We start from the raw sequence: 25,512 nt of genomic DNA, 5'->3' as shown, positions 1-25,512 counted from the left end.
CCGCCCGACTACCATCGCCGCATGTCGGAGACAGGCGGCGTCCGCGAGGTCAAGTCGGCGGCGCGCACGGTCGAGCTGCTGGAGCTGCTCGCGGCGCGCGGCGACCGGCCGGCGCGGCTGCAAGAGCTGGCGGACGAGCTGGACGTGCCGCGCAGCTCGATGTACGCCCTGTTGCAGACCCTGATCAGCCGGGGCTGGGTGCGCACGGACGTCACCGGCTCCCTCTACGGCATCGGCATCCACGCCCTGCTGACCGGCACCAGCTACCTCGACTCCGACCCGCGTGTCCGGCTGGTGCGGCCGTGTCTCGACGAGGCGTCGGAGGCGCTGGGCGAGACCATCCACCTGGGCCGGCTGGACGGCCGGGGCGTCGCGTATCTGGCGACCCGCGAGTCGCACGAATACCTGCGCACCATCAGCCGGGTCGGACGGCGGCTGCCCGCACACGTCGGCGCGCTGGGCAAGGCGCTGCTCGCGCAGCGGCCGGACGAGGAGCTGCCCGAGGGGCCGTACGAGGCGCTGACCCCGCACTCCCACACCGACCGGGAGTCGCTGCTCGCCGACCTCGCGGGGGTGCGGGCGCGCGGGTACTCCGTGGACCGCGAGGAGGGCGTCCTCGGCATCGTCGGCTTCGGCTTCGCCCTGCGCTACGACATCCCCGCCCAGGACGCGATCAGTTGCTCGGTGCCGGTGGCCCGGCTGACGCCGGAGCACGAGGAGCGGATCGTGACGGTGATGCGGGAGATCAGGGCGAAGATCGAGGCGACGGCGCCGGGTTCCGGAGGGGCAGCCCACTGGCGTTAGCGGTCCGCCCGCCGACGCGAGGCGCTGCGGCTACCCCGGCTCCCCCGCCCCAAACGCAGCCCAAACGTAAAGTGATCCACATCACCCACCCCGCCCTTCTTCCGCGACCGCGTGCTTGATACAAATTGCCCGCGCGTTCCTGTCCGTCGACGGTCGGCGCCCCACCTCCTTTCCTGAGCCGTCCCTTTCGCATGCCCTGGAACGCCCGTGTTCGCCCCTCGCACCACCGTGCCCTGGCCCGTCGTCGCCCTTTTCACGGCCGGGTACCTCGCCCCCTACCTGCTGCCGACCGTCGTCGGCCGGCTCGATGCCGGGCTGCCGCTGTCCGCCACCGAGGCGGGCGCCGTCGGCAGCGCCCTGCTGCTGAGTTCGGCCGCCGCCGGGTTCCTGCTCGCCTCCCGCGTGGAGCGGATCGGGGCGCGGACCCTCGCCCGCATCGGACTGACCCTCGCCGTCCTCGGCTACGGCGGCGCCGCCCTCGCCGGTGACGTGCCGGCCGTGGTCGCGGGCGCGGTCCTCGGCGGCTTCGGATCCGGTACGGCCACGACGGTCGCCGCCACCCGCATCGCCGCCCAGTCCGATCCGCACCGCGCCTCCACGCTGGGCCTGCTCGCGGTCTCCGCGCTCGCGGGCGCCGTCTATCTGACGGTGCCGCACCTCGGCGCGGGACACGGGCAGCCGCTCGCCGCGATCGCGCTCACCGCGCTGGCCGTGTGGCCGCTGACCGGACGGCTGCCCGACCGGACGGCGCCCGCCCGCACCCGCCCCGAGGACCGCCCCGGCCGCCTCCCCCACCTGCGCTCCGGCCTCGTCCTGGCCGCCGCGATGCCCTGCTGGTCGCTGGTGCAGAACTCCCTGTGGGGCGTCAGCGGTCGTATCGGCCTGACGCAGGCTCACCTCTCCGAGGCCGCCGTCGGCGTCGTCTTCGCGGTGGCGCTGGGCGCCGGGCTCATGGGCGTGCTCGGCGCGAGCGCGCTCGGGACGCGGCTGGGGCGGGCGGCGCCGATCGGCGCCGGGACCGTCCTCATCGCCGGCTGTGTCGTCGCCAGCGCGTCCGCGACCGGGCCGGTGAGCTTCGCGGCCGGCGAGATCGCCTGGAACGTCTTCTACCCGATCGTGCTGTCGTACCTGATCGGGCTCGCCGCCTCGCTCGACCCGCGCGGACGCTGGGCGGTGCTCGTCGGGTCGGCGGGCTCGCTGGGGACGGCGGCCGGGCCGCTCACCGGGAGCGTGCTGGCGGCGCAGGCCGGGTTCCCGGTGATGGGGCTGGTGCTGGGCGCCGGACTGCTCGTCGTCGCCGTCCCGATGACCGCCGTAGCCCTGCACACGGGCGGACGTCCGGTGCTCGCGGGCGGGGTCCTGCGGCGGGGCGGCCGCAGGCCGGAGCAGCCGGTGGTGGAGATCGCGGTGGAGGTCCCGGCCGTGCCCGACCGGGACGCGTACGACACGGCCGGACCCCGGCCGGCGGGCGCCGCACCGGGGTCGGGAACCTGACAGCCCAAACGTCTTGGCTGGTTGCCGCGGCTGAACGCCTTGGCTAGTTGTTGCGGATGAACGTCTTGGCCAGTTGGTCGCCGAGGGTCACCGCCGCGCTGTGGCTCTCGATGGGGGACACCTTGGAGTTCTTGAAGAGGATGTAGGTGACGCCGGAGTCCGTGCCGCCGTTCTCCGGGTCCGGGTCGATGCCGAGCGCCTTGGCCGTCGCGTACGAGGCCTCGCCGATGATCTTCGTGGGGCCGGTGTCGCCGACGACCGCGTACTCCACCTTGTTCTGGTAGATCACGGCGACGACCCCGCCGCCCTTGATGCCCGCGGAGCCGTAGTTCCAGATGGAGCTGGAGCTGGGCACGACGACGTAGGGCAGCGAGTCGGCGCGCAGCGCCTTGCCGTCCGACTGGTGGAAGGCCGTGTCGTCCTGGTACCAGGGGTCGGTGTCCTCGCTGCACTTGGAGGTGCGCTGGCCGTCGCAGTCGACGTCCATGTCGGCCTTCCAGAAGACGGCGCCGTTCTTGCCGCAGACCGGGACGGAGGCGGATGTCTCGTCGTCGGTCTTGTACTTGCCGTTCGAGATCTGCGAGCAGGACGTCACCTTGGCGAGCAGGTCGGACGCGCTGACCGAGCCCTCCTGTGTCGAGGCGGGACCTGCGGAGGCGGTTGCCGGGAGGCCGGCGACGAGGAGGGCGGCCGCCGCGGCCGCGGTGAGGGGCAATGTTCGAGAACGCACTGTGGGGGGACCTTTCTTCTGATAGGAAAGTTTCCTTACCAAGTGCGCTACAAGGTGGACCCGCCCCACGGGCCCCGTCAACCCCCTTGCCTTGAGGGGATATTGGCCGGAAAAGAGCCCGAGCCGATCGGTCCGGACCATTGACCGCGCCCGGTCCGGCCGGGACTCTGTTCCCCATCCCTCAACCCAGTGCGTGAACCTCATACACATATGTGAACGACGGTCGAGTCCTGAAGGCGGGAAAGCCATGAGACGTTTCCGTGCCACACCGACCCTGCGTCCCGTGCTCACGGCGGGAGCGCTCGCCGCGGCGGGTCTGCTGACGGTCTCGGCCGCGGCCCCGCCCACCGCCGCGCCGCCCCCGTCCGTCACCCGTCCGGCAGCCGCCACCGACTGGTCCGTCGCCATGGTCGACTCCACCACGGCCCGCTTCACCCCGAGCACCATCGGCGGCTGGTCGTACCCCGTCGGCCTGTATCTCTACGGCCAGTACCTCACCTACCGGCGCACGCACGAGCCGCGGTACCTCTCGTACATCCGGAGCTATGTGGACCGCTTCGTGCACGGCGACGGCAGCATCGACCAGAAGTTCAACAGCCTCGACAGCATGCAGGCCGGCCGGCTGCTGGTGATCCTGCACCACGAGACCGGCGACGACCGCTACCGCATCGCGGCCCGCACCATCCGCGACCGGCTGGACAGCTACCCGCGCACCTCCGACGGCGGCTTCTGGCACGCCGACACCAGCAGCCGCGCCCACCAGCTCTGGTCGGACGGCGTCTACATGGTGAACCCCTTCCTCGTCGAGTACGGCAAGGAGTTCGGCGACTCGGCGTACGCCGACGACGAGGCGGCGAAGCAGCTCGCCGTCTACGGGCGCCACCTCCAGGTTCGGAACGGGCTGCTGCGGCATGCCTACGACGAGTCGAAGACCGTGAGCTGGGCCGATCCGCAGACGGGTCTCGCCCCCGAGCACTGGTGCCGGGCGGTCGGCTGGTACTCGATGGCCCTCGTCAACGTGCTCGACGCCCTCCCCACGGACCACGCCCGCCGTTCCGAACTCGTCGGCATCCTCCGGCGCCTGGCCGCCGGCCTGGAGCGGTACCAGGATCCGAAGACCGGGCGCTGGTTCCAGGTGATCGACAAGGGCAGCCGGAGCGACAACTGGACCGAGACCTCCTGCTCCAGCATGTTCACCTACGCCCTCTCGCGCGGCGCCCAGCGGGGATACCTCGACGCGCACTACCGGTCCGTCGCACAGCGCGGCTACGAGGGCGTCCTCGCGAGGATCTCGCTCGGCTCCGACGGCCGCACCGCGCTCACCGACATCTCCATCGGCACCAACGTCGGCGACTACGACTTCTACGTCGCACGCCCCCGGGAGACCAACGACCTGCACGGTCTCGGCGCATTTCTGATCATGAACGAACAAATGCGAGGTGATTAGTGTCATGAGCACATCAAGAAGGGCACTCCTGGGCGCCACTCTCGGCGGAGCCGCCGGAGCGGCCGTCGGTCTGCCCGCCACCACGGCGCACGCCGCCTCCTGGCAGCAGAAGTGGGCGCCGTCGGCGAGCGCCGACGGCCTCGGCGCGTTCGAGACGATCGAGGACGACCGCGCCGACTCGCACCCCGCCGGGCATCCGCACATCTTCGCCACCGGCAACAACTGGCGCTTCAACATGCACACCGTCGACCGAGACACCTCCACCGACCGGCAGCGTCACGAGGTCACCGGGCTGCGCAACGGCAGCGGCAGCAACTACCTCAAGTGGAACGAGGGCCAGACCTGGCGGGTCACGTACTCGATGTACATCCCCAGCTCCCTGAAGGCCACGACGACCTTCACCCACATCATGCAGATGAAGCAGCCCGGCGCCGGCAGCTCGCCCATCGTCGTGCAGTCGCTGCGGCGCGTGAACGGCGTCCAGACCATCGAGTTGAAGCTCGCCATCGACGACATCCTGGTCGGCCGGACGGATCTGGAGCCGCTGCACAACAAATGGATCGACGTCGACTTCCAGATCAAGGTCGGCAACGGCTCGGCGGGTACGGTCCGCTGGATCCTCAAGAACGGGTCCACGACCGTCATCGACAAGTCCAAGACGGGCGTCGACACCTTCCTCGCCGACCGTGTGCGGCCCAAGTGGGGCATCTACCGCTCGCTCGGTGACACCTCCGGGTCCCTGCAGGACTGCTACCTGCTCCTCACCAACCTGCGCGGCTACCAGCTGGTGTGAGGAGCCTCCCCATGAAACCCCCCACGCACCACAGGAGTTGGGTGGCATCCGCGTTCGTCGCGGTCCTCGCGTTCGCCGTCGTCCTCGGACTGAGCCACCCCTCGGCCCTCGCGGCCCCGAACCCCCGTCCCCGGGCAGGCGTCCACGACGTGCGCGACTACGGCGCCAAGGGCGACGGCTCGACCAATGACACGCCCGCGATCAACAAGGCGATCACGGCCGCCAACGACGCGGGCGGCGGCACCGTCCGCTTCCCGTCCGGGTCGTACAAGTCCAAGAACACCATCCACATGAAGAGCAACGTGACGCTCCAGGTCGACACGGGCGCCACGATCCAGGGCTCCTCGGCGGACACCTATGACCCGCCCGAGAGCAACCCCAACGACGACTACCAGGACTACGGGCACAGCCACTTCCACAACGCGATGATCTACGGCGACCGGCTGACGAACATCGGCTTCGTCGGCGGCGGAGTGATCGACGGGGCGGGCAACCTCATCACCGGCAACCCCGACTCCGGCGAAGCCGACAAGATCATCTCCCTGACGCGGTGCGACGGCCTGCGCATCGGCGACGGCCTCACGTTGCGTCGGGGAGGCCACTTCGCGGCCCTGATCAACGGCTGCAAGAACGTCACCTCGGACCACCTCGCCATCGACACCGCGAGCGACCGCGACGGCTGGAACATCATCTCCACGACGAACGTCACCGTGACCAACGCCAACATCAAGGCCAACGACGACGCCCTCGTCTTCAAGAGCGACTACGCCCTCGGCGCCAAGCTGCCCAACGGACATGTGCGGGTGAGCGACTCGTATCTCTCGGCGGTCTGCTGCAACGCCCTGATGTTCGGCTCGGAGACCTGCGGTGACTTCTCCGACTACCAGTTCGAGAAGATCCGGATCGAGGGGTCCGACAAGTCGGGGCTCGGCATGGTCTCGATGGACGGCGCGAAGATCTCCGACGTCCACTACCGCGACATCACCATGACCAACGTCCACTCGCCGATCATGCAGAAGATCGGCACACGCAAGCGGTGCGGCAACAGTCCGGGAATCGGGTCGATCAGCGATGTCACGTACGACAACATCACGGCCACCGGCAGCAGCCCCTCCTTCAGCCCGACCCTGTGGGGCGAGAGCGGCCACCGGATCAACGGCGTCACCTTCAACAACGTCAACATCACCGTGCCCGGCGGCAACGGCACCATGTCCACGGGTGTGCCGAGCAACGACCCGAAGGACTACAACCCGAAGGCCATCGGCACCCGGCCCGCGTACGGCTGGTACCTCCACAACGCCGACAACGTGACGTTCACCGACAGCTCGGTGAAGTTCGCGGCCAATGACGGACGCCCGGCGGTGATCGCGAACGCGGCCAGTGGAATCCGCTTCAACCGGTTCACCGCTCAGCGCGGCAGCAACGCCCCGCACGACATGGGCTTCCAGTCCGTCACCGGCTACTGCCTGACGGACAGTCACAACACCTCGGGCGGCAGCCTGCGGGTGTCGAACTCCGGCTCGACCGAGGACTGCGCCACAGCCGCGAAGCCCCTCGGCGTGGCGAAGCCCGCCGGCCCGGCGAAGCCTCTCGACCTGGACAACCCCCGGCAGGACTTCCTCCGGGCCTCCGTCGGCGGCCTCTTCCTGCACTGGGGCCTGCGCACCGCCCCCGCCCACACCAGCTGCACCGCCTGGGAGAACGACGTCACCAACGGCGGCTGGAGCCCCGACTACTGGGTGAACGAGGCACAGAAGCTGCACACCCAGTACCTGGTCCTCGCCACGTTCCACAGCCGCCTCGGCTACGCCCGCCCCTGGCCCTCGAAGATCCCCGGCAGTTGCACCACCAAGCGGGACTTCGTCGGCGAACTGATCACCGCGGCCAAGGCCAAGGGCATGAAGGTCATCCTCTACATGACCGACGACCCCCAGTGGCACGACGAGGGCGGCCACGAGTGGCTCGACTCGGCGGCCTACTCCGCCTACAAGGGCACGAACGTCGACCTCACCACCCGCGACGGGTTCGGCCGCTTCAGCTACGACAACTTCTTCGAGGTCATGGACCGCTACCCCGACCTCGGCGGTTTCTGGATCGACAACGACAACGCGTACTGGGAGAGCCACGACCTCTACGCGCAGATCCAGCAGAAGCGTCCGAGCTACACCCTCAGCAACAACAACGAAGACACGCCGATCATGGACATGATCAGCAATGAGCAGAAGACGGGCATGACTCCGTCGTACGACTATCCGCAGGCGGTCTACACCGCCCAACCCCGGCTGACGGAGGCCGACTTCAAGCTCCCGTCCACCGGCGCCTGGTGGTACGACGGCTCGGACCCGTCCGTCGACAGGAAACTCACCCTCGGCCGGCTCATCACCAACGCCGGCTCCTCGGTGAAGGCCCTGATGGCCGAGACCGCCCAGGTCAACGGGAGGTTCCCGAGCAACCAGAGCGCCTTCAACACCTTCGCCGACTCCTACCTGGCCCCCATCTGGCAGTCCCTGCACGGAACCGAGGGCGGCGGCTACATGTACGGCGGCCTCAAGCCCGGGTTCTGGAACGACGGCGCACACGGGGTGACGACGGTCAGCAAGACCGACCCGAACCTCCAGTACGTCCATGTCCTGACCCCGCCCAGCACGACCGCCCTGCGCATCCGCGACAACGGCTACCGGATCGCGTCCGTCACCAACCTCCGTACGGGCGCGGCGATTTCGTGGTCGCAGTCCGGAGGGGTACTCACTCTGACCGGGCTCGGCTCCTGGGACCCGTACGACACCGTCTTCAAGGTGACGACCGCCGGCCGCCAGGGCATCCTGTCGGGCGTCACGATGTCCGCGAGCGCCTCGGCGAGCGGTCATGGCGCGACGGCCGCGGGCGACGGCGACTACCTCACCTACTGGGACAGCGGCAAGACGCTCCCCGTGAGCCTCACCTTCGACCTCGGGTCGGCGAAGAAGGTGCAGTACGTCGGGCTCAACCAGCGGGAGGACTCGGTCGCCTACGCCCGTTCCGACACCGAACAGTCGGCGCGGATCAAGGCGTACAAGGTGTTCCTCAGCTCCGACGGCAGCACCTGGGGCAGCGCCGTCAAGACCGGTGAGCTCCCCAGCCGGCGCGGAATCCAGGGCATCGACCTGACCGCGGCCGACGCTCGTTACGTCCGCCTCGAAGTCGACTCCACCTGGGCCGCGTCCAGCGACTCCACCCGCTACAAGCGGCTGCGGATCGACGAGGCATGGATCGGCACCTCATACGCCACACCCGCGAACAAAGGACAGTCATGACCCGCATCAGATCACTGGTCGTGGCGGTGGTCGCGCTGATGATCGCCTCGGCGATCCCACTGCTCGCCTCCGCCCGACCCGCCGCCGCGTCCGACAACGGCCAGTCCGTGCGGCCCGCCATGGGCTGGAGCAGCTGGAGCTTCGTCCGCCGCAATCCCACCGAGGCCAAGATCAAGGCCCAGGCGGACGCCATGGTGGCGAGCGGCCTCAAGGACCACGGCTTCGTCTACATCAACCTCGACGACTTCTGGCAGAAGTGCGACTCCAACGGGTTCGTCGTCGACTCCTACGGCCGCTGGGCCGTCGACACCGCCAAGTTCCCGTCCGGCATCAAGGCGCTCGCCGACTACATCCATGGCAAGGGCCTGAAGTTCGGCTTCTACGTCACCCCCGGCATCGCCAAGAACGCGGTCACCGCGAACACACCGATCGAGGGGACCTCTTACCACGCGAAGGACATCGCCGACACCTCGAAGACCGAGAAGAACTACAACTGCAAGAACATGTACTACATCGACTACGAGAAGCCCGGCGCACAGGAGTTCGTGAACTCGTGGGCGCGGCAGTTCGCCTCCTGGGGAGTCGACTACCTGAAGATCGACGGCGTGGGCAGCGCGGACATCCCGGACGTGCAGGCCTGGGACAAGGCACTGCGCGCGTCCGGACGGCCCATCAACTTCGCGCTCTCCAACAACCTGCCGATCGCGAACGCCTCCACCTGGCGGCAGCTGTCGAACAGCTGGCGCACCCAGGGCGACGTCGAGTGCTACTGCGGGCCGGGCTCCAACGGCAGCGGCTACCCGCTGACCGACTGGTCGCACGTTTCCGGCCGCTTCAACTCGGCCGCCTCCTGGCAGCAGTACGCCGGTCCGGGCGGTTGGAACGACCTGGACTCGCTGGAGCTCGGCAACGGCGACCAGGTGGGCCTGACGGCCGACCAGCGCCGCTCCCACTTCACCCTGTGGGCGATGGCGGCCTCCCCGCTGCTGCTGGGCACCGACCTCACCCACCTCGACTCCGTCGACAAGGCGATGCTGACCAACGACCGGCTGATCGGCGTCGACCAGGACGGCGTGGCAGCCAAGCGGATCGTGAACAGCGGGGTCAAGCAGGTGTGGAGCAAGAAGGAGAGCGACGGCCAGTACGTCGTGGCCCTCTTCAACACCGGTACGTCCGGCAGCACTTCGGTGAGCGTGAACTGGTCGCAGGTCGGCTTCAGCGGCTCCGGCGACGTCACCGACCTGTGGTCCGGCTCCCACAAGGGCGTGATCGCGGACTCCTACAGCGCGACCCTGCGTCCCGGCGAGACCCGGCTGATCCGGGTGAAGCCGGTGAGCACGGCCGGCACGCTCAGGACCGCTGCCGCGTCCCCCGGGATGGCCGTCGCCCCCTACGAGTACCTCGGCTGGGGCAGTCCGCAGAACCCCACCTCGGTGATGTCCGCGACCGGCGTCAAGTGGTTCACCCTCGCGTTCATCCTCTCCGACGGCTCCTGCAACCCCAAGTGGGACGGCTCGCGCCCGCTGACCGGCGGAAACGACCAGTCGAAGATCAACGCGATCCGGGCGGCCGGCGGTGATGTGATGGTGTCCGTCGGTGGCTGGAGCGGGGCGAAACTCGGCGAGAAGTGCTCCAGCGCCTCGGCGCTCGCGGGCGCCTACCAGAAGGTGATCAACGCGTACGGCCTGAAGGCCCTCGACATCGACATCGAGAACACCGAGTGGTCCAACGCCACCGTACGGCAGCGTGTGGTGGACGCGCTGAAGACCGTGAAGGCGAACAACGCCGGCCTGAAGACCGTCATCACCTTCGGCACGACGACCTCCGGCCCGGACTCCACCGGCGTCGACATGATCAAGCGGGCGGCCGACTCCGGCCTGGCGAACGACGTCTGGTGCATCATGCCGTTCGACTTCGGCGGCGGCAGCACGAACATGGGCACCCTCACCACCCAGGCCATGGAGGGACTCAAGGGCCGGGTCAAGTCGGCGTACGGCTACAGCGACGCCACCGCCTACGCCCACATCGGGCTGTCGTCGATGAACGGCAAGACCGACGACTCCGGTGAGCGCGTCCGCGTCGCCGACTTCAAGACGATGCTCGCCTACGCCCAGCAGCACCACATCGGACGCCTCACCTACTGGTCCGTCAACCGTGACCGTGCCTGCGCTTCCGGCACCGACGGCGACGCCTGCAGCGGCGTGTCACAGCAGCCGTACGACTACCTCAAGGTCTTCGCCCAGTACACGGGCTGAGGGGACAACCATGAAACGCGCCAGAGCACTTCCCTGGGGCCTCTCCCTGGCCCTCTCCCTGACCCTCGCGCTGCCCTTGGCCGGTCTGACGTCCGGCACGGCACACGCGGCCACCGACTACCAGGCCGAGGACGCGACCGTCTCGCAGGGCGCCGTCGCCACCAACCACACCGGGTACACGGGCACCGGCTTCGTCGACTACACCAACATCCAGGGCTCCTACGTGGAGTTCACGGTGAGCGCCGCCGCCGCGGGCACCTCGTCCGTCACCCTCCGGTACGCCAACGGGACCTCCACCGACCGGCCCATGGACATCTCCGTGGGGGGAACGGTCATCGCCTCGGGCGTCTCGTTCCCGGCCACCGCCGACTGGAACACCTGGGCCACCAAGAGCGTCAACGTGCCCCTGACCGCGGGCACCAACAAGATCCGCGCGACCGCCACCACGGCGAACGGCGGACCCAACCTCGACCGCATCGGCGTCGGCGCGGCGGCCGACACCCAGGCGCCGTCCCGGCCCGGTCAGCCGAGCTGCTCGGCCATCGGCGAGGACGGCCTCACCCTCTCCTGGGGCGCCTCCACGGACAACGTCGGCGTGGCCGCGTACGACCTCTACGAGCACGGCAACAAGCTCGGCGAGGCGGCGGGCGACGCGACGTCCCAGGCGCTCACCGGCCTGCGCCCGAACACCGCCTACAACCTCACCGTCATCGCCCGCGACGCCGCCGGCAACGCCTCCCAGGCCAGCCCGGCCGTCGACTGCACGACCCGGCCCAGCTCCGACACCACCGCGCCCACCAGACCCGGCACCCTCACCTCGTCGAACGTCACGGCCACCGGCGCCGACCTGAGCTGGGGCGCCTCGACCGACGACAAGGCGGTCGCCGGCTACGACGTGCGCAGCGACACGACGGTCTACAAGAGCGTCACCGGCACGTCGACGTCGACCACGCTCACCGGGCTCGCCTGCGACAGCCCGTACACCCTGAACGTGGTGGCGCGCGACGCCGCCGGAAACGTGTCGCCGCAGAGCAACACGGTCACCTTCACGACGAAGGCCTGCGCCACCGACGGCGGGGTCCCGTCGTCCATCGGGACCGTCTCCAGCGGCTGGACCATCCCCTGGGGCATCCACTGGCTGCCCGACGGACAGACGGCACTGGTCACGGAGCGGGACGACTTCCGGGTCTGGAAGGTCACCAAGGACGGCACGAAGACCCGCGTCGGCACCGTTCCGAACGCCGTCACCACGGACGGCGAGGGCGGGCTGCTGGGCGTGGCCGTCGACCCGAAGTGGGCGACCAACCACCGCGTGTACTTCATGCACACGGCCGCCGAGGGCAACCGGGTGGTCCGCATGACCTACGACGGCAGCTCCCTCACCGACTACACGATCCTCCTTCAGGGCATCAAGAAGAACCGCTACCACAACGGCGGGCGCCTCGCCTTCGGCCCGGACGGCTATCTGTACGTCTCGACCGGCGAGGCCCAGACACCCGAACTGGCCCAGGACAAGACGTCGTTGAACGGCAAGATCCTGCGGATGACCACGGACGGCAAGGCCGCCCCCGGCAACCCGTTCGGCACCTACGTCTACAGCTACGGCCACCGCAACCCGCAGGGACTCGCCTTCGACCGCAACGGGCGGCTGTGGGAGGCCGAGTTCGGCAACAGCTCCAAGGACGAGCTGAACCTGATCAAGCCGGGCGCCAACTACGGCTGGCCGACCTGCGAGGGCGCCTGTGACGTCGCCGGCATGACCAACCCGAAGAAGACCTGGAACGTCTCCGAGGCCTCACCGAGCGGGATCGCCATCGTCCGCAACGTCATCTACATGGCGTCGCTGCGCGGCGAGCGGCTGTGGCGGATCCCGATCAACGGCGACACGGAGAACGTCGGCACGGCGACCGCGTACTACGTGGGCACCTACGGGCGGCTGCGAACCGTCACCAAGGTGCCGGGAGCCGACCAGCTCTGGCTGTCGACGACGAACTGCGACAACAACGGAGGAGCGGCGGACGGATCGGACAAGATCTTCCGCATCGCCATCGAATAGAAGACCGAACGGAAGACCGAACAGAAGCCGGACCGCTAGAAGACGTACGCGTCGACCTCTGCGAGGCACCGGGCCCGCCGCTCCTCGTCGTCCTCCAGGAAGGAGGCGACGAAGGAGTTGCGGGCCAGCTCGCGCAGCCGCTCCTCGCTCAGGCCGAGGGTGGTGCGTACGGCGTCGAAGTTGTCGCCGGCGTAGCCGCCGAAGTAGGCGGGGTCGTCGGAGTTGACCGTGCAGACCAGTCCCGCGTCGAGCATCGCGGGCAGCGGGTGGTCGGCGAGGGCGTCGACGGCGCGCAGCCGCACGTTGGACAGCGGGCACAGCGTCAGCGGGATCCGCTCCCGCACCAGCCGCTCCACGAGGGCGGGGTCCTCCATGCAGCGCAGCCCGTGGTCGACGCGCTCCACGCCGAGGACGTCGAGGGCCTCGGTGATGTACTCCGGCGGCCCCTCCTCACCGGCGTGCGCGACGCGCCGCAGCCCCAGTGCGGCGGCGGCCTCGTACACCTCGCGGAACTTCACCGGCGGATGCCCGACCTCGGCGGAGTCCAGCCCGATGCCGACGATCCGGTCGAGGTAGGGCTTGGCCGCGTCCAGCGTCGCGAGGGCCGACTCGGCGGACTCGTCACGCAGGAAGCAGAGGATGAGCCGGGTGGAGACGCCGTGGTGGGCCTCGCTGCTGCCGAGGGCCCGCCACAGGCCCTCCACCACCGTGCCCATGTCGATGCCGCGCGCGAGGTGGGCCTGCGGGTCGAAGAAGATCTCCGCGTGCCGCACGCCCTGCGCGGCGGCGCGGGCGAGGTAGGCGTTCGCGAGGTCCTCGAAGTCCCGCTCGCTGCGCAGGACCGCCATCAGCTCGTAGTACAGGTTCAGGAAGGACTGCAGATCCTCGAACCGGTACTTCTCGCGGAGCTCTTCGGTGTCGGCGTACGGCAGCGCGACGCCGTTGCGGGCGGCCAGCTCGAACGCCAGCTCCGGCTCCAGGGTGCCTTCGATGTGCAGGTGCAGTTCAGCTTTGGGGAGGGGCATCAAAGCATCGTACGGCCGATTCATCTCCGTTTCGGAACCGGCACCCTCAGGAGGTCGTGGGCCACGGTCAGCTCGCCCTCGAATCCGGCGGCCCGCGCCTGCCGCTCGAACTCCTCCGGCTCGGAGTAGCGCTGGCTGAAGTGGGTGAGGACGAGGTGGCGGACCCCTGCGTCCCGGGCGGCGCGGGCGGCCTGGCCGGCGGTCAGATGCCCGTGGTCGACGGCGAGCGGCTCGTCCTCGTCGAGGAAGGTCGACTCGATGACGAGCAGGTCCGCGCCCTCGGCGAGGGCGTGCACCCCGTCGCACAGCCGGGTGTCCATGACGAACGCGAACCGCTGTCCGCGGCGCAGTTCGCTGACGTCGTCGAGAACGACGCCTGAGATGGATCCCTCCCGCTGGATCCGGCCGACGTCGGGGCCCTTGATGCCGTGCGCGGCGAGGCGGTCGGGCAGCATGCGGCGGCCGTCGGGTTCGACGAGCCGGTAGCCGTAGGACTCGACGGGGTGGGAGAGCTTGACGGCTTCGAGGGTGTAGGAGGCGGTGGCGGCGAGGGGGCCGTCCGCGTCGACCGGGGCCTCGGTGACGCCGACGGTCTCGCGGTAGGCGGTGGAGTAGCGCAGCCGGTCGAAGAAGCGCTGCCCGGAGCGCGGGAAGTGCGCGGTGACCGGGTGCGGGACCTGGTCCAGGTTGATGCGCTGGATGACGCCGGCGAGGCCGAGGCTGTGGTCGCCGTGGAAGTGCGTGACGCAGATCCGGTTGAGGTCGTGCGCGGCCACGCCGGCGCGCAGCAGCTGCCGCTGGGTGCCCTCGCCCGGGTCGAAGAGGATGCCCTCGCCGTCCCAGCGCAGGAGGTAGCCGTTGTGGTTGCGGTGCCGGGTCGGGACCTGGCTGGCGGTCCCGAGGACCACGAGTTCGCGTACGGACACGGCGACTTACCCGGGGGGCCAGTGCAGGCCGCGGCCGCCGAGGACGTGCGCGTGGGCGTGGAACACGGTCTGGCCGGCGCCGGCGCCGGTGTTGAAGACGATGCGGTAGCTCTCCAGCTTGTCCTCGTCGGCGACGGTCTGCGCCTCGCGCAGCATGTCCGCGGCGATCGTGGGTTCGGCGGCGGCGAGTTCGGCGGCGTTCGCGTAGTGCACGCGGGGGATGACCAGGACGTGGGTGGGCGCCTGGGGGTTGATGTCCCGGAAGGCGATGGTCGTCTCCGTCTCACGCACGATCGTCGCCGGAATGTGCCCTTCGACGATCTTGCAGAACAGGCAGTCGTCCTGCGGCTCCCCTGCCATGCGGGTCTCCTTTTGGCCGGTGATCTCTTGCCGGGGCATCGTATCGACCCGCGGCGGGCTGCCGTCGCCTGTCCACTCACCGAGCGGGGACGGGGGTCCCCCGCGCGAGCGCAGCCGCGCGGGGGGAGGGTGGTCAGGGCAGCGGGGGCGGCGGCGTCTTGGCGGGGGTCGACTCCAGGGCCGTCAGAGCCAGCCTCACCGCCTCGTCCAGTTGGACATCACGGCCCGCGCCGTAGTCCTGGGGGCGGCAGACGACCTCGACGTCGGGGTCGACGCCGTGGTTCTCCACGCCCCACTCGTACCCCTCCAACCAGGTCGCGTACTTGGGCTGGGTGACGAGCGTCCCGTCGACGAGGTGGTACCGGCTGTCGATGCCGATCGTCCCGCCCCAGGTGCGGGTGCCCACCACCGGCCCGATCCCGAGCGCCTTGATCGCCGCGTTGACGATGTCCCCGTCGGAGCCGGAGAACTCGTTGGCGACGGCGACGACGGGCCCCCGGGGCGCGTCCTCCGGGTAGCTGGACGCCCGCATGCCGCGCGGCACGTCCCAGCCGACGATGCGCCGGGCGAGCTTCTCGACGACCAGCTGGGAGGTGTGCCCGCCCCGGTTCTCCCGGACGTCCACGATCAGCCCCTCCCGCGCGACCTCGACCCGCAGGTCACGGTGGATCTGGGCCCAGCCGGGCGCCTGCATGTCGGGCACATGGAGATACCCGAGCCGTCCGCCGGAGGCTTCGTGCACATACGCCCGCCGGTCCGCGACCCACGCGTGGTAGCGCAGCGCCTCCTCGTCGGCGACGGGGACGACGACGGCGTGTCGCGGCTCTCCCCCGCCGGACGGCGAGATCGTCAGCTCGACGACCTTGCCCGCCGTGCCGACGAGCAGCGGCGCGGGCCCGGTCACCGGGTCCACGGGATGGCCGCCGACGGCGACGATCGCGTCCCCCGCCCGCACCGCGACGCCGGGTGCGGCGAGCGGCGAGCGGGCGTCGGGGTCGGAGGTCTCCGAGGGCAGGACGCGGTCGATGCGCCAACTGCCGTCCTCGTGACGGGAGATGTCCGCGCCGAGCAGGCCCTGCCGGGCGCCGCCGCCCCCGGGGCCGCCGCGCGGCATGACGTAGGCGTGCGAGGTGCCGAGTTCTCCGTGCACCTCCCACAGTAGGTCGACGAGGTCGTCGTGGGTCGCGACGCGCTCCAGCACCGGCCGGTAGCGGTCGAGGACGCCGTCCCAGTCGACGCCGCCGAGGTCCGCCCGCCAGAAGTTGTCCCGCATGATCCGGCCGGTCTCGTCGTACATCTGCCGCCACTCGGCGGTCGGGTCGACGGTGCGGCGGATGCGGGCGAGGTCGACGGTGATGTTGCTGTCGCTGTCCTCGTCGCCTGAGGCGCGCCGGTCGCTGGGGACGACCTTGAGCTTGCCGTCGGTCCACAGCAGCAGCCGCTTGCCGTCGCCGCTGACCTCGAAGCCGTCGGCGTCGGCGGCGAGGTGCTCGATGCGCTGCTGGGCGAGGTCGTAGCGCTCCAGCTCGGTGTCGGGATCGGGGTCGTCCGGGGTGGCACGCGAGGCGCCGAGGACACCGCGCACCGGGTAGCGCAGCCACAGCACGCCGTCCTTCGCCGCGGCCAGGCCGGCGTAGAGGCCGGCCTCTACGGGGAAGGGCACGATCCGGTCGGCGAGGCCTTCGAGGTCGATACGGGTGGTCGGGGCGCCCTCGCTGTCGGGCGTCTCGTCCTTGTCGGGGGCCTCGAAGGGGCGGCCGTGGCGCTGCGGCCCGAACGGGGACGGGGTCGTCGCCGCGAGGGTGATGAGGTGCGGGCGGGCGCCGGCCACGAAGGACAGGTCGAAGACGTGCTGGTCGTAGACGGGGTCGAAGGCGCGCGTGGAGAGGAACGCGAGGTGCTTGCCGTCGAGGGTGAAGACGGGCGCGTAGTCCCTGAAGCGCAGCGGGGTCGCCTCGGTGACCGACAGGTCGGTGACGCCTGCGAGCTTGATCTGGGAGAGCGGGCGCGGGCCCGGGTGCGACCAGGCCAGCCAGGCCGAGTCCGGCGAGAAGGCCAGGTCGCCCACCTCGCCGTCCGGACTGCGGTCGACCTCGCGGACCTCGCCGGTCTCCCGCTCGACGAGCAGCAGCCGCCCGTCGTGGACGGCGACGGCGGCCCGGCTGCCGTCGGGCGCCATGGCGAGTTCGAGGACCCGGCCGAGCCGTCCGGCGGCGAGCCGGCGCGGGGTGGCGCCGGGGGCCGTGCCGGTGGCCGGGGCGAACTCCAGCGCGTCCTCGCCCTCCGCGTCCGTCACCCACACCACCCACTCCTCGCCCTCCGTGCGGAAGGTGCGCGGCAGCCGGGCCCGTACGCCGGGTTCGGCGGCGAGCGCACGGGCGGGCCCGGAACGGTGGGTGATCCAGTGGACGGCCCCGCGGATCTCCACGGCGCTGCCGCGCGCGGTGTGGTCGGGCGCGGCCCCGCCCAGCCAGCGGGCGGCGCTCACCTGGTAGGGGCGACGGTCGGTGCGCTGGCCGCCGAGGCGGATGTCGAGCCGGCGCGGTTCGGCGCCGTCCAGGTCGTCCAGCAGCCACAGTTCACCGGCGGACATGTACACGATCCGCGTGCCGTCGCCGGCGGCCTGCCGGGCGTAGAAGCCGTCGAGGGGGGTGTGCCGGCGCAGATCGGAGCCGTCGGCGAGGGAGGAGTACAGGGCTCCCGTGCCCTCGTGGTCGGACAGGAACGCGAGCCTCTCCCCCGCCCACACCGGGTACTCGATGTTGCCGTCCAGCTCCTCGTGCAGCCGGACGAACTCGCCCTGGCCCTCCCGGTCGATCCACAGCTTGCCGGCCGTGCCGCCCCGGTAGCGCTTCCAGTGGGCGGCCTCGCGGCCCATCGGCGCGGACAGCAGCACGGTGTGCGGGCCGTGGGCGACCGCGCCGACGGGCCCGTACGGCAGGGTGGTCGCGGGTCCGCCGTCGACGGGGACGGCGCGGGCCCAACTGCGCCGCAGGGTCGCCTGGTCGTGGGTGCTGACGGCGAGGACCTGGCCGTCGGGGGTCCAGCCGCGCACCCGGGTCTGCCGACTCCCCCAGTACGTCAGGCGGGTGGACGGTCCGCCGTCGACGGGGGCGATGTGCACCTCGGGGGCGCCGTCGCGGGTGGAGGTCCAGGCGACGGTGGCGCCGTCGGGCGAGATACGCGGCATGGAGACCGGCATGTTGTCGGCGCTGACCCGCCAGGCGCGGCCCCCGTCGAGGGGGGCCAGCCAGACGTCGTCCTCGGCGGCGAAGGCCACCAACTCGCCGTGCAGGTGCGGGAATCGGAAGTATGCGGCAGGCGTCGCGGACTGTGTCACCAGATCACTGTATTCAGCTGCGGCACCGCAGGTCAGGGGTTTCGATCACTTCCGGGGTTTCGATCACTTCCCTGCCCCGCCGCCTCCGTCCACGGTCTCGGTGACGGTCACCGTGACCGTGACGGTCGGCCGGCCGCCGGGCTGTGCGGAACCGGACGGCTTGACCGGCGACGGCGTCGCCGACTTGCAGTCGCCGAGGCCGCTCACCCGGAACAGCTGCTTCTTTCCCACGACGGCGGTCAGATCCCCGCGCACGCACGCACCGTCGACCGCCCGCGTGATCTTCCCGGTGACGGTGATGTCCTTCCCGTCACCGGTCTGCCCCTTGCAGTCGACGGCGGCGACCGACTCCGCCTTCGCCTGGTCCTCGTACCGAGCCGTGCAGGTCAGCCAGCGCACGTTCACGTCCCGCCGCTCGATCTCCGCCGTCGCGGCCTGGTCGGTGGTGTACGCCACGGACATGGCGCTCAGCCCGCCCGGCTCGCACGCCACGGCGGCGCCCGCCACGGCGACCACGACCGGGAGTAGCCAAATCCGCCTCAAAGCCCCCATGGAGGGCAGCGTGCCACTCGGGCAGGGGGTGCGGAAGACCTCATACAGCCGTTCTACGCCGACCTCATGGAACTCAGCCGCGCAGCAGCAGCCACTCCTGGAGTTCCACCAGGTTGCCCTCCGGGTCCTTCAGATGGGCGACGCGCATGCGGTCGGTCATCGGAGCCGGGCCGTGCAGCACGGGTCGCGCCGCGGGCGGTGAGCTGCGCGCAGTAGACGTCCAGGTCGTCGACGCGCAGCACCACCAGCGAGCGGTGGCCCGCCGTCGCGTCGCCCAGTTCGCCGAGGACCGCGGCCATCATCGCCCGGTCCTGCAGGGCGATCCCCGCCGAGCCGGTCGCGGGACTGAACTTCTCGTACGGCCCGTTCGTCGCTCCCGACTGCGGCCTGAGGCCGAGGACCTCGGCATAGAAGCGGTAGCAGGCGGCGAAGTCGGTGACGAGCAGCCGCACTTGGGCGAGTTCCACGATGTCCCCCGGCGTTCAGGACCAGCGGCCGGTGCGGCCCAGCAGCAGGGCGGTCGCGGCCGTCCCGGCGGTCGACGTACGCAACACGGTACGACCGAGCCGGTACGTCTTCGCACCCGCCTCCTCGAACACGGCCAACTCCTCTGGCGAGACACCGCCTTCGGGGCCGACGACCAGCACGATCTCACCGGAGGACGGGAGTTCGGCGGTCGCGAGCGGCTCGCTGCCGTAGTCGCGGTCCTCGTGCAGGACGGCGGCGAAGTCGGCCGCGGCCAGAAGTGCCGCCACCTGCCTGGTCGTCGCCGCCTCGGCGACCTCGGGGAAGCGGATCCGGCGGGACTGCTTGCCGGCCTCGCGGGCGGTGGCCCGCCACTTGGCGAGCGCCTTCGCTCCGCGCTCTGACTTCCACTGCGTGATGCAGCGCGAGGCCGCCCACGGCACGATCGCGTCGACGCCGGTCTCGGTCATCGTCTCGACGGCCAGCTCACCGCGGTCGCCCTTGGGGAGGGCCTGCACGACGGTGATGCGGGGCTGCTCCTGCGGCTCCTCGTAGACGGTCGACCCCATGACGACAAGGCGGTCCTTGCCCTCGACGGTCTTGACGACGCCGTCCAGATACCGGCCACGCCCGTCGGTGAGAATGACGTCCTCGCCGGGTCGCAGGCGCTTCACCGAGACGGCGTGCCGTCCCTCGGGGCCGTCCAGGACGACCTCGCCACCGCTGAAGTCCGGGATGACCAGGGGATCGAGGACGAACATCGGCGCGGTCACCGGCCGTCGCCTCCCGCCCGTCCCGCCCCGAACTCCGACAACGCTGTCCGCGCCTCGGCGAGTTCGGCCGCCAGTACCTCCACCAGCCGCCCGGCGGGCAGCTCCCGGGCCAGCCGGTGGCCCTGTCCCGCCCACAGCGCCATGCCCTGCGCGTCGCCCGCCTTGGCGGCCGCCTTGCGCAGCGGCGCGGTGAGGTGGTGGACCTCCGGGTAGGCGGCGGGCGCATACGGGCCGTGTTCGCGCAGGAAGCGGTTGACCAGGCCGCGGGCCGGGCGGCCGGAGAAGGCACGGGTCAGCTCGGTGCGCACGAAGAGCGGGTTGGTCAGCGCCTGCTTGTGCACGGCGTGCGCGCCGGACTCGGCGGTGGCGAGGAACGCGGTGCCCAGCTGGGCGGCGCTCGCGCCGGCCGCGAGGACCGCGGCGATCTGGCTGCCCCGCATGAGGCCGCCGGCGGCGACGATCGGCAGCCTCACGGACTCGCGGACCTGGGCGATCAGGGAGAGCAGCCCGATGCCGGTGCCGTCGTTCTCCGGGATGTCCCGGTGGGTGCCCTGGTGGCCGCCGGCCTCCACGCCCTGCACGATCACCGCGTCCGCGCCGGCCCGCTCCACCGCGAGGGCCTCCTCGACGGTCGTCGCCGTGACGAGGGTGAAGGTTCCCGCGCGCCGCAGGGACTGAAGCACCTCGGGGCCGGGCACGCCGAAGTGGAACGACACCACCGGCACCGGGTTGTCCAGCAGCACGGCCAGCTTGGCGTCGTAGCCGTCGTCACGGCCGCTGTCGGGGTCGCCGAGCTCCGCCTCGTACCAGGCGGCCTCGCCGGCCAGCTGGTGGGCGTAGACCTCGACGGCGCCGGCAGCAGGGAGCGCGGCCTTGGCCGCTCCGGTGGAGCCGGTGCTCGCACCGGGGTACTCGGGCTGCGGCATGAAGAGGTTCACGCCGAAGGGGCGGGCGGTGAGGCTCCGCAGCTGCTTGATCTCCTGGTACACGCCGTCGGCCGTCTTGTACCCGGCGGCCAGGAATCCGAGCCCGCCGGCCTCGGCCACGGCGGCGGCGAGTTTCGGGACGGAGACGCCGCCCGCCATGGGGGCCTGCACGATCGGGTGCGGGAAAAGATCGGTCAGTGCGGAGGACATGACGGCATGTTGTCACGTCCTTTGAACAAGTCCGAATCCGGCCGCCGGTTGGCATAGTCCGCCGGCGGACATGCCGGAAGGGCACCCGTGGAGGGTGCCCTTCCGGGCGGCTCAGCGTGCGCGGGAGTGCCTCAGCGCCCGTTGAACGCGTCCTTCAGCCGTGAGAACAGACCCTGCTGACCGGGCTGGAACTGCCCGGTGGGCCGCTCCTCGCCGCGCAGCTTGGCCAGCTCACGCAGCAGCCGCTCCTGCTCGGGATCCAGCTTCGTCGGCGTCTGCACCTCGACGTGGACGATCAGATCGCCGCGCCCGCCGCCCCGCAGATGTGTGACGCCCCGGCCGTGCAGCGGGATCGACTGCCCGGACTGGGTGCCGGGCCGGATGTCGACCTCCTCCAGCCCGTCCAGCGTCTCCAGCGGCACCTTCGTGCCGAGGGAGGCCGCCGTCATCGGGAGGGTGACCGTGCAGTGCAGGTCGTCGCCGCGCCGCTGGAACATGTTGTGCGGCAGCTCGTGGATCTCGACGTACAGGTCGCCGGCGGGACCGCCGCCGGGGCCGACCTCGCCCTCGCCCGCGAGCTGGATCCGGGTGCCGTTGTCGACACCGGCCGGGATCTTGACCGTCAGCGTGCGACGGGACCGCACACGGCCGTCGCCCGCGCACTCCGGGCAGGGAGTGGGGACCACGGTGCCGAAGCCCTGGCACTGCGGGCAGGGCCGGGACGTCATGACCTGGCCCAGGAAGGACCGCGTCACCTGCGACACCTCACCGCGACCGCGGCACATGTCACACGTCTGGGCGGTGGTCCCCGGCGCCGCGCCCTCACCGCTGCAGGTGGCGCAGACGATCGCCGTGTCGACCTGGATGTCCTTCGTCGTGCCGAAGGCAGCCTCTTCCAGGTCCACCTCCAGCCGGATCATCGCGTCCTGACCGCGCCGCGTCCGCGACCTCGGGCCCCGCTGGGACGCCGTGCCGAAGAACGCGTCCATGATGTCGGAGAAGTTCCCGAAGCCACCGGCGCCGAAGCCCCCCGCGCCACCGCCGCCCGACTGGGACAGCGGGTCGCCGCCGAGGTCGTAGACCTGCTTCTTCTGCGGGTCCGACAACACCTCGTAGGCGGCGTTGATCTCCTTGAACCGCTCCTGGGTCTTCGGATCCGGGTTGACGTCCGGGTGCAGCTCGCGCGCGAGCCGCCGGAAGGCCTTCTTGATCTCTTCCTGCGACGCATCGCGGCGCACGCCGAGGACGGCGTAGTAGTCCGTGGCCACTTACGACTCCGCCAGGATCTGTCCGACGTACCGTGCCACCGCTCGTACCGCTCCCATCGTTCCCGGGTAATCCATGCGGGTCGGTCCGACCACGCCGAGTTTGGCGACTGCCTCGCCGCCCGAACCGTAGCCGACCGACACCACCGAAGTGGAGTTGAGTCCCTCGTAGGCGTTCTCGTGACCGATGCGTACGGTCATGCCCGAATCACCGGCCTCGCCAAGGAGTTTGAGGAGCACGACCTGCTCCTCCAAGGCCTCCAGGACAGGCCGGATGGTGAGGGGAAAGTCATGCCCGAAGCGGGTGAGATTGGCGGTGCCGCCGATCATCAGCCGCTCCTCGTTCTCCTCGACGAGCGTCTCCAGGAGGGTGGAGAGCACCGTCGTGACCGTACCGCGGTCCTCGGCCTCGAAGGCGTCCGGCAGGTCCTCCACCAGACGCGGCACGTCGGAGAACCGGCGGCCCGCGACCTTGCTGTTGAGCCGCGCGCGTAGATCCGCCAGCGAGGTCTCCCCGAAGGGCGCCGGGCAGTCCACCAGCCGCTGCTCGACCCGCCCGGTGTCCGTGATCAGCACGAGCATCAGACGCGCGGGCGCGAGCGAGAGAAGCTCCACGTGCCGCACGGTCGAACGGGTCAGGGACGGGTACTGCACGACGGCGACCTGCCGGGTGAGCTGCGCCAGCAGCCGCACGGTCCGCGCCACGACGTCGTCGAGATCGACGGCGCCGTCGAGGAAGTTCTGGATGGCCCGCCGCTCCGGACCGGTCATCGGCTTGACACCGGCCAGCTTGTCGACGAACAGCCGGTAGCCCTTGTCCGTGGGGATGCGCCCCGCACTGGTGTGCGGCTGGGCGATGTACCCCTCGTCCTCCAGGGCGGCCATGTCGTTGCGGACCGTCGCCGGGGACACGCCGAGGCTGTGCCGCTCGGTGAGCGCCTTCGACCCCACGGGCTCCTCGGTGCCGACATAGTCCTGGACGATGGCGCGCAGCACCTGGAGCCTGCGTTCACTCAGCATTGCGCGCACACCTCCAGCAGTCGTCGTCCCCCAGTGTCCACTGGGCGCCTCGCCTGGCACTCTTCACATCCGAGTGCCAGCGTTCCCCGGCCCAGTGTACGGCTGTGGGGTACACCGAGGGCAAGGTCGGCCCCGGTGCAGCGTCGTAGGGCTAGCGTCGCGGTATGACGGTGACTTGGGAAGAGCTCGGGTGGGAGCGGGTCGCGGCCGGGGTCGGGCGGTGCCGGCTGCCGGGCTGGGACTGCACGGCGGGGCTGGTCGTGGGGGCGAGCGCGACGCTGATGATCGACGCGGGGTCGACTCTCGCGGAGGGGGTGCGGCTGCGGGCGCAGGCCGAGGAGCTCACCGGCCGACATGTGACCCATCTCGCGCTCACCCACCCCCACTTCGACCATGTCTTCGGCGCGGCGGCGTTCGCGGGCGCGGAGGTCTTCGGGGCGGTGGGCGTGGACACCGTGCCGGGTGAGGAGCTGCGGGCGGACGCGGTACGCAACGGTTTGGACGAGTCGGCGGCCGCGGAGGCCTCGGACGCGCTCGTCCGGCCCCGGCACCTCGTCTCCGGCGAGCGGACGCTCGACCTGGGCGGTGGCCGGCAGGTGCTGCTGGCGAACGTCGGCCCCGGCCACACCGCGCACGACCTGGCGGTCCTCGTCCCCGGCGAACCCGAGGTCGTCTTCTGCGGCGACCTGGTCGAGGAGTCCGGCGAGCCGCAGGCCGGGCCGGACGCCGTCCCCTCCCGCTGGCCCGACGCCCTCGACCGGCTGCTGCGGCTGGGCGGCGAGGACGCGCTGTACGTGCCCGGTCACGGGGCGGTGGTGGACGCGGCGTTCGTGAGGGCGCAGCGGGACGCGCTGGCGGCGCGTTTCGGCGTGTCGCCGTAAACCCGTCTCCGGGCTTCTCCTATCGTCATCCGAATGCGCCAGTACTCCGCCGACCTGACTCCTCCCTGGAAGAAGCCGAAGCCCGTCCCCGAGGTCCCGGCGGAGCCCGGCCTGGTGGTGGAGGAGCCCGGCACCGGGTTCTGCGGCGCGGTGATCCGCTGCGAGGCGGGCACGGTCACTCTGGAGGACCGCTTCGGCAAGCACCGGGTGTTCCCGCTGGAGCCGCGCGGCTTCCTGCTGGAGGGCCGGGTGGTGACCCTCGTGAGACCGCCGTCCGCCGGGCCCGTGCGTCCCACCCGTACCGCCTCCGGTTCGGTCGCGGTGCCGGGCGCACGCGCGCGGGTCGCCCGCGCCGGGCGCATCTACGTCGAGGGCCGGCACGACGCCGAGCTCGTCGAGAAGGTGTGGGGCGACGACCTGCGCGTCGAGGGCGTGGTCGTGGAGTACCTGGAGGGCGTGGACGACCTGCCGTCGATCGTCGCCGAGTTCGCCCCCGGCCCGGACGCCAGGCTGGGCGTCCTCGTGGACCACCTCGTGCCCGGCACGAAGGAGTGGCGCATCGCCCGGTCGGTCACGAGCGAACACGCCCTGGTCGTCGGCCACCCGTACATCGACATCTGGGAGGCGGTGAAACCGGCCACGCTGGGGATCCCGGGGTGGCCGCGCGTCCCGCACGGCCAGGACTGGAAGACCGGCGTGTGCCGGGCCCTGGGCTGGCCGTCGGACAACACCGGGGCGGTGTGGCAGGCGATCCTGAAACGGGTGGACTCGTACAAGGACCTGGAGCCGGAGCTCCTTGGCCGGGTCGAGGAACTGATCGACTTCGTGACGGCCGCCGGCCCGTCTGGGGGTCCCCCCTCTGGGGGAGCTTGAGGACGAGGCCGTCCAGGCCGAAAA

19 protein-coding genes and 1 pseudogene are annotated in these 25,512 nt (G+C 70.9%); 9 read left to right on the top strand and 11 right to left on the bottom strand.

Annotated elements, in window-relative coordinates:
• Nucleotides 1-21: 21 nt before the first annotated feature.
• Nucleotides 22-804: an IclR family transcriptional regulator gene (locus tag ACZ5SK_RS36370; protein ID WP_334579943.1), complete on the top strand. Its 783-nt coding sequence runs from the start codon at nt 22-24 to the stop codon at nt 802-804.
• 207 nt (nt 805-1,011) lie between these two features.
• Nucleotides 1,012-2,298, top strand: coding sequence for an MFS transporter (locus ACZ5SK_RS36365; RefSeq protein ID WP_334579942.1), 1,287 nt, complete (start codon nt 1,012-1,014; stop codon nt 2,296-2,298).
• A 43-nt stretch (nt 2,299-2,341) separates the two neighbouring features.
• On the opposite strand, the gene ACZ5SK_RS36360 is transcribed toward ACZ5SK_RS36365, so the two are convergent.
• On the bottom strand, nt 2,342-3,028 hold the full coding sequence (locus ACZ5SK_RS36360) for a glycoside hydrolase family 75 protein (RefSeq protein WP_334579941.1): 687 nt from the start codon (nt 3,026-3,028) through the stop codon (nt 2,342-2,344).
• Nucleotides 3,029-3,275: 247 nt separating this feature from the next.
• Between ACZ5SK_RS36360 and ACZ5SK_RS36355 the strand changes: the two genes are divergently transcribed.
• From ACZ5SK_RS36355 to ACZ5SK_RS36335, 5 genes are read left to right on the top strand one after another with little or no spacing between them, the layout of a single operon-like run.
• On the top strand, nt 3,276-4,475 hold the full coding sequence (locus ACZ5SK_RS36355; RefSeq protein ID WP_334579940.1) for a glycoside hydrolase family 88/105 protein: 1,200 nt from the start codon (nt 3,276-3,278) through the stop codon (nt 4,473-4,475).
• Between the two features lie 4 nt (nt 4,476-4,479).
• Nucleotides 4,480-5,268: a polysaccharide lyase family protein gene (locus ACZ5SK_RS36350; RefSeq protein ID WP_334579939.1), complete on the top strand. Its 789-nt coding sequence runs from the start codon at nt 4,480-4,482 to the stop codon at nt 5,266-5,268.
• Between the two features lie 11 nt (nt 5,269-5,279).
• Nucleotides 5,280-8,561 (top strand): glycosyl hydrolase family 28 protein, encoded by a 3,282-nt coding sequence (locus ACZ5SK_RS36345; protein ID WP_457494345.1) that lies wholly within the window; start codon nt 5,280-5,282, stop codon nt 8,559-8,561.
• Nucleotides 8,558-10,816, top strand: coding sequence for an alpha-galactosidase (locus ACZ5SK_RS36340; protein ID WP_334579937.1), 2,259 nt, complete (start codon nt 8,558-8,560; stop codon nt 10,814-10,816). Before ACZ5SK_RS36345 ends, ACZ5SK_RS36340 begins: the two co-directional genes overlap by 4 nt.
• Nucleotides 10,817-10,826: 10 nt before the next feature.
• Nucleotides 10,827-12,872: a PQQ-dependent sugar dehydrogenase gene (locus ACZ5SK_RS36335; protein WP_334579936.1), complete on the top strand. Its 2,046-nt coding sequence runs from the start codon at nt 10,827-10,829 to the stop codon at nt 12,870-12,872.
• Between the two features lie 35 nt (nt 12,873-12,907).
• Here the strand turns inward: ACZ5SK_RS36335 and ACZ5SK_RS36330 are convergent, their stop codons facing one another.
• From ACZ5SK_RS36330 to hrcA, 10 genes and pseudogenes are all read right to left on the bottom strand, one after another.
• Nucleotides 12,908-13,897 carry an adenosine deaminase gene (locus ACZ5SK_RS36330; protein WP_334579935.1) on the bottom strand — a complete coding sequence of 330 codons (990 nt, stop codon included), beginning with the start codon at nt 13,895-13,897 and terminating at the stop codon, nt 12,908-12,910.
• 20 nt (nt 13,898-13,917) lie between these two features.
• Complete coding sequence (locus ACZ5SK_RS36325) at nt 13,918-14,823, bottom strand: ribonuclease Z (RefSeq protein ID WP_334579934.1); 906 nt, start codon at nt 14,821-14,823, stop codon at nt 13,918-13,920.
• Nucleotides 14,824-14,829: 6 nt separating this feature from the next.
• Nucleotides 14,830-15,183: a histidine triad nucleotide-binding protein gene (locus ACZ5SK_RS36320; protein ID WP_079662349.1), complete on the bottom strand. Its 354-nt coding sequence runs from the start codon at nt 15,181-15,183 to the stop codon at nt 14,830-14,832.
• 133 nt (nt 15,184-15,316) lie between these two features.
• Complete coding sequence (locus tag ACZ5SK_RS36315) at nt 15,317-18,523, bottom strand: S41 family peptidase (protein WP_334579933.1); 3,207 nt, start codon at nt 18,521-18,523, stop codon at nt 15,317-15,319.
• Nucleotides 18,524-18,586: 63 nt separating this feature from the next.
• Entirely contained in the window at nt 18,587-19,075 is a 489-nt protein-coding gene (locus ACZ5SK_RS36310; RefSeq protein ID WP_361706634.1) for a hypothetical protein, read from the bottom strand.
• A gap of 73 nt (nt 19,076-19,148) precedes the next feature.
• Nucleotides 19,149-19,542: pseudogene (locus tag ACZ5SK_RS36305) on the bottom strand (VOC family protein).
• A gap of 15 nt (nt 19,543-19,557) precedes the next feature.
• Complete coding sequence (locus ACZ5SK_RS36300) at nt 19,558-20,313, bottom strand: 16S rRNA (uracil(1498)-N(3))-methyltransferase (RefSeq protein WP_468157795.1); 756 nt, start codon at nt 20,311-20,313, stop codon at nt 19,558-19,560.
• The gene (locus ACZ5SK_RS36295) at nt 20,310-21,449 is read right to left on the bottom strand and encodes a nitronate monooxygenase (RefSeq protein WP_468157793.1); all 1,140 of its coding nucleotides are present in this window, start codon (nt 21,447-21,449) and stop codon (nt 20,310-20,312) included. The genes ACZ5SK_RS36300 and ACZ5SK_RS36295 overlap by 4 nt, the downstream gene beginning before the upstream one ends.
• 131 nt (nt 21,450-21,580) lie before the next feature.
• Entirely contained in the window at nt 21,581-22,717 is a 1,137-nt protein-coding gene (dnaJ, locus tag ACZ5SK_RS36290) for a molecular chaperone DnaJ (protein ID WP_334579929.1), read from the bottom strand.
• Nucleotides 22,718-23,734 (bottom strand): heat-inducible transcriptional repressor HrcA, encoded by a 1,017-nt coding sequence (gene hrcA, locus ACZ5SK_RS36285; RefSeq protein ID WP_334579928.1) that lies wholly within the window; start codon nt 23,732-23,734, stop codon nt 22,718-22,720.
• Between the two features lie 164 nt (nt 23,735-23,898).
• Here hrcA and ACZ5SK_RS36280 point away from each other — a divergent pair, with 164 nt between their 5' ends.
• Together ACZ5SK_RS36280 and ACZ5SK_RS36275 are read left to right on the top strand one after the other, a co-directional pair.
• Nucleotides 23,899-24,615 carry an MBL fold metallo-hydrolase gene (locus ACZ5SK_RS36280; protein ID WP_334579927.1) on the top strand — a complete coding sequence of 239 codons (717 nt, stop codon included), beginning with the start codon at nt 23,899-23,901 and terminating at the stop codon, nt 24,613-24,615.
• Nucleotides 24,616-24,648: 33 nt separating this feature from the next.
• The gene (locus ACZ5SK_RS36275) at nt 24,649-25,488 is read left to right on the top strand and encodes a DUF3097 domain-containing protein (protein ID WP_361706620.1); all 840 of its coding nucleotides are present in this window, start codon (nt 24,649-24,651) and stop codon (nt 25,486-25,488) included.
• Nucleotides 25,489-25,512: the final 24 nt, after the last annotated feature.

Source organism: Streptomyces sp. NPDC031474, assembly GCF_055581185.1.
The sequence above is the reverse complement of the archived record's forward strand: the minus strand, read 5'-3'. Positions and strand labels throughout refer to the sequence as shown.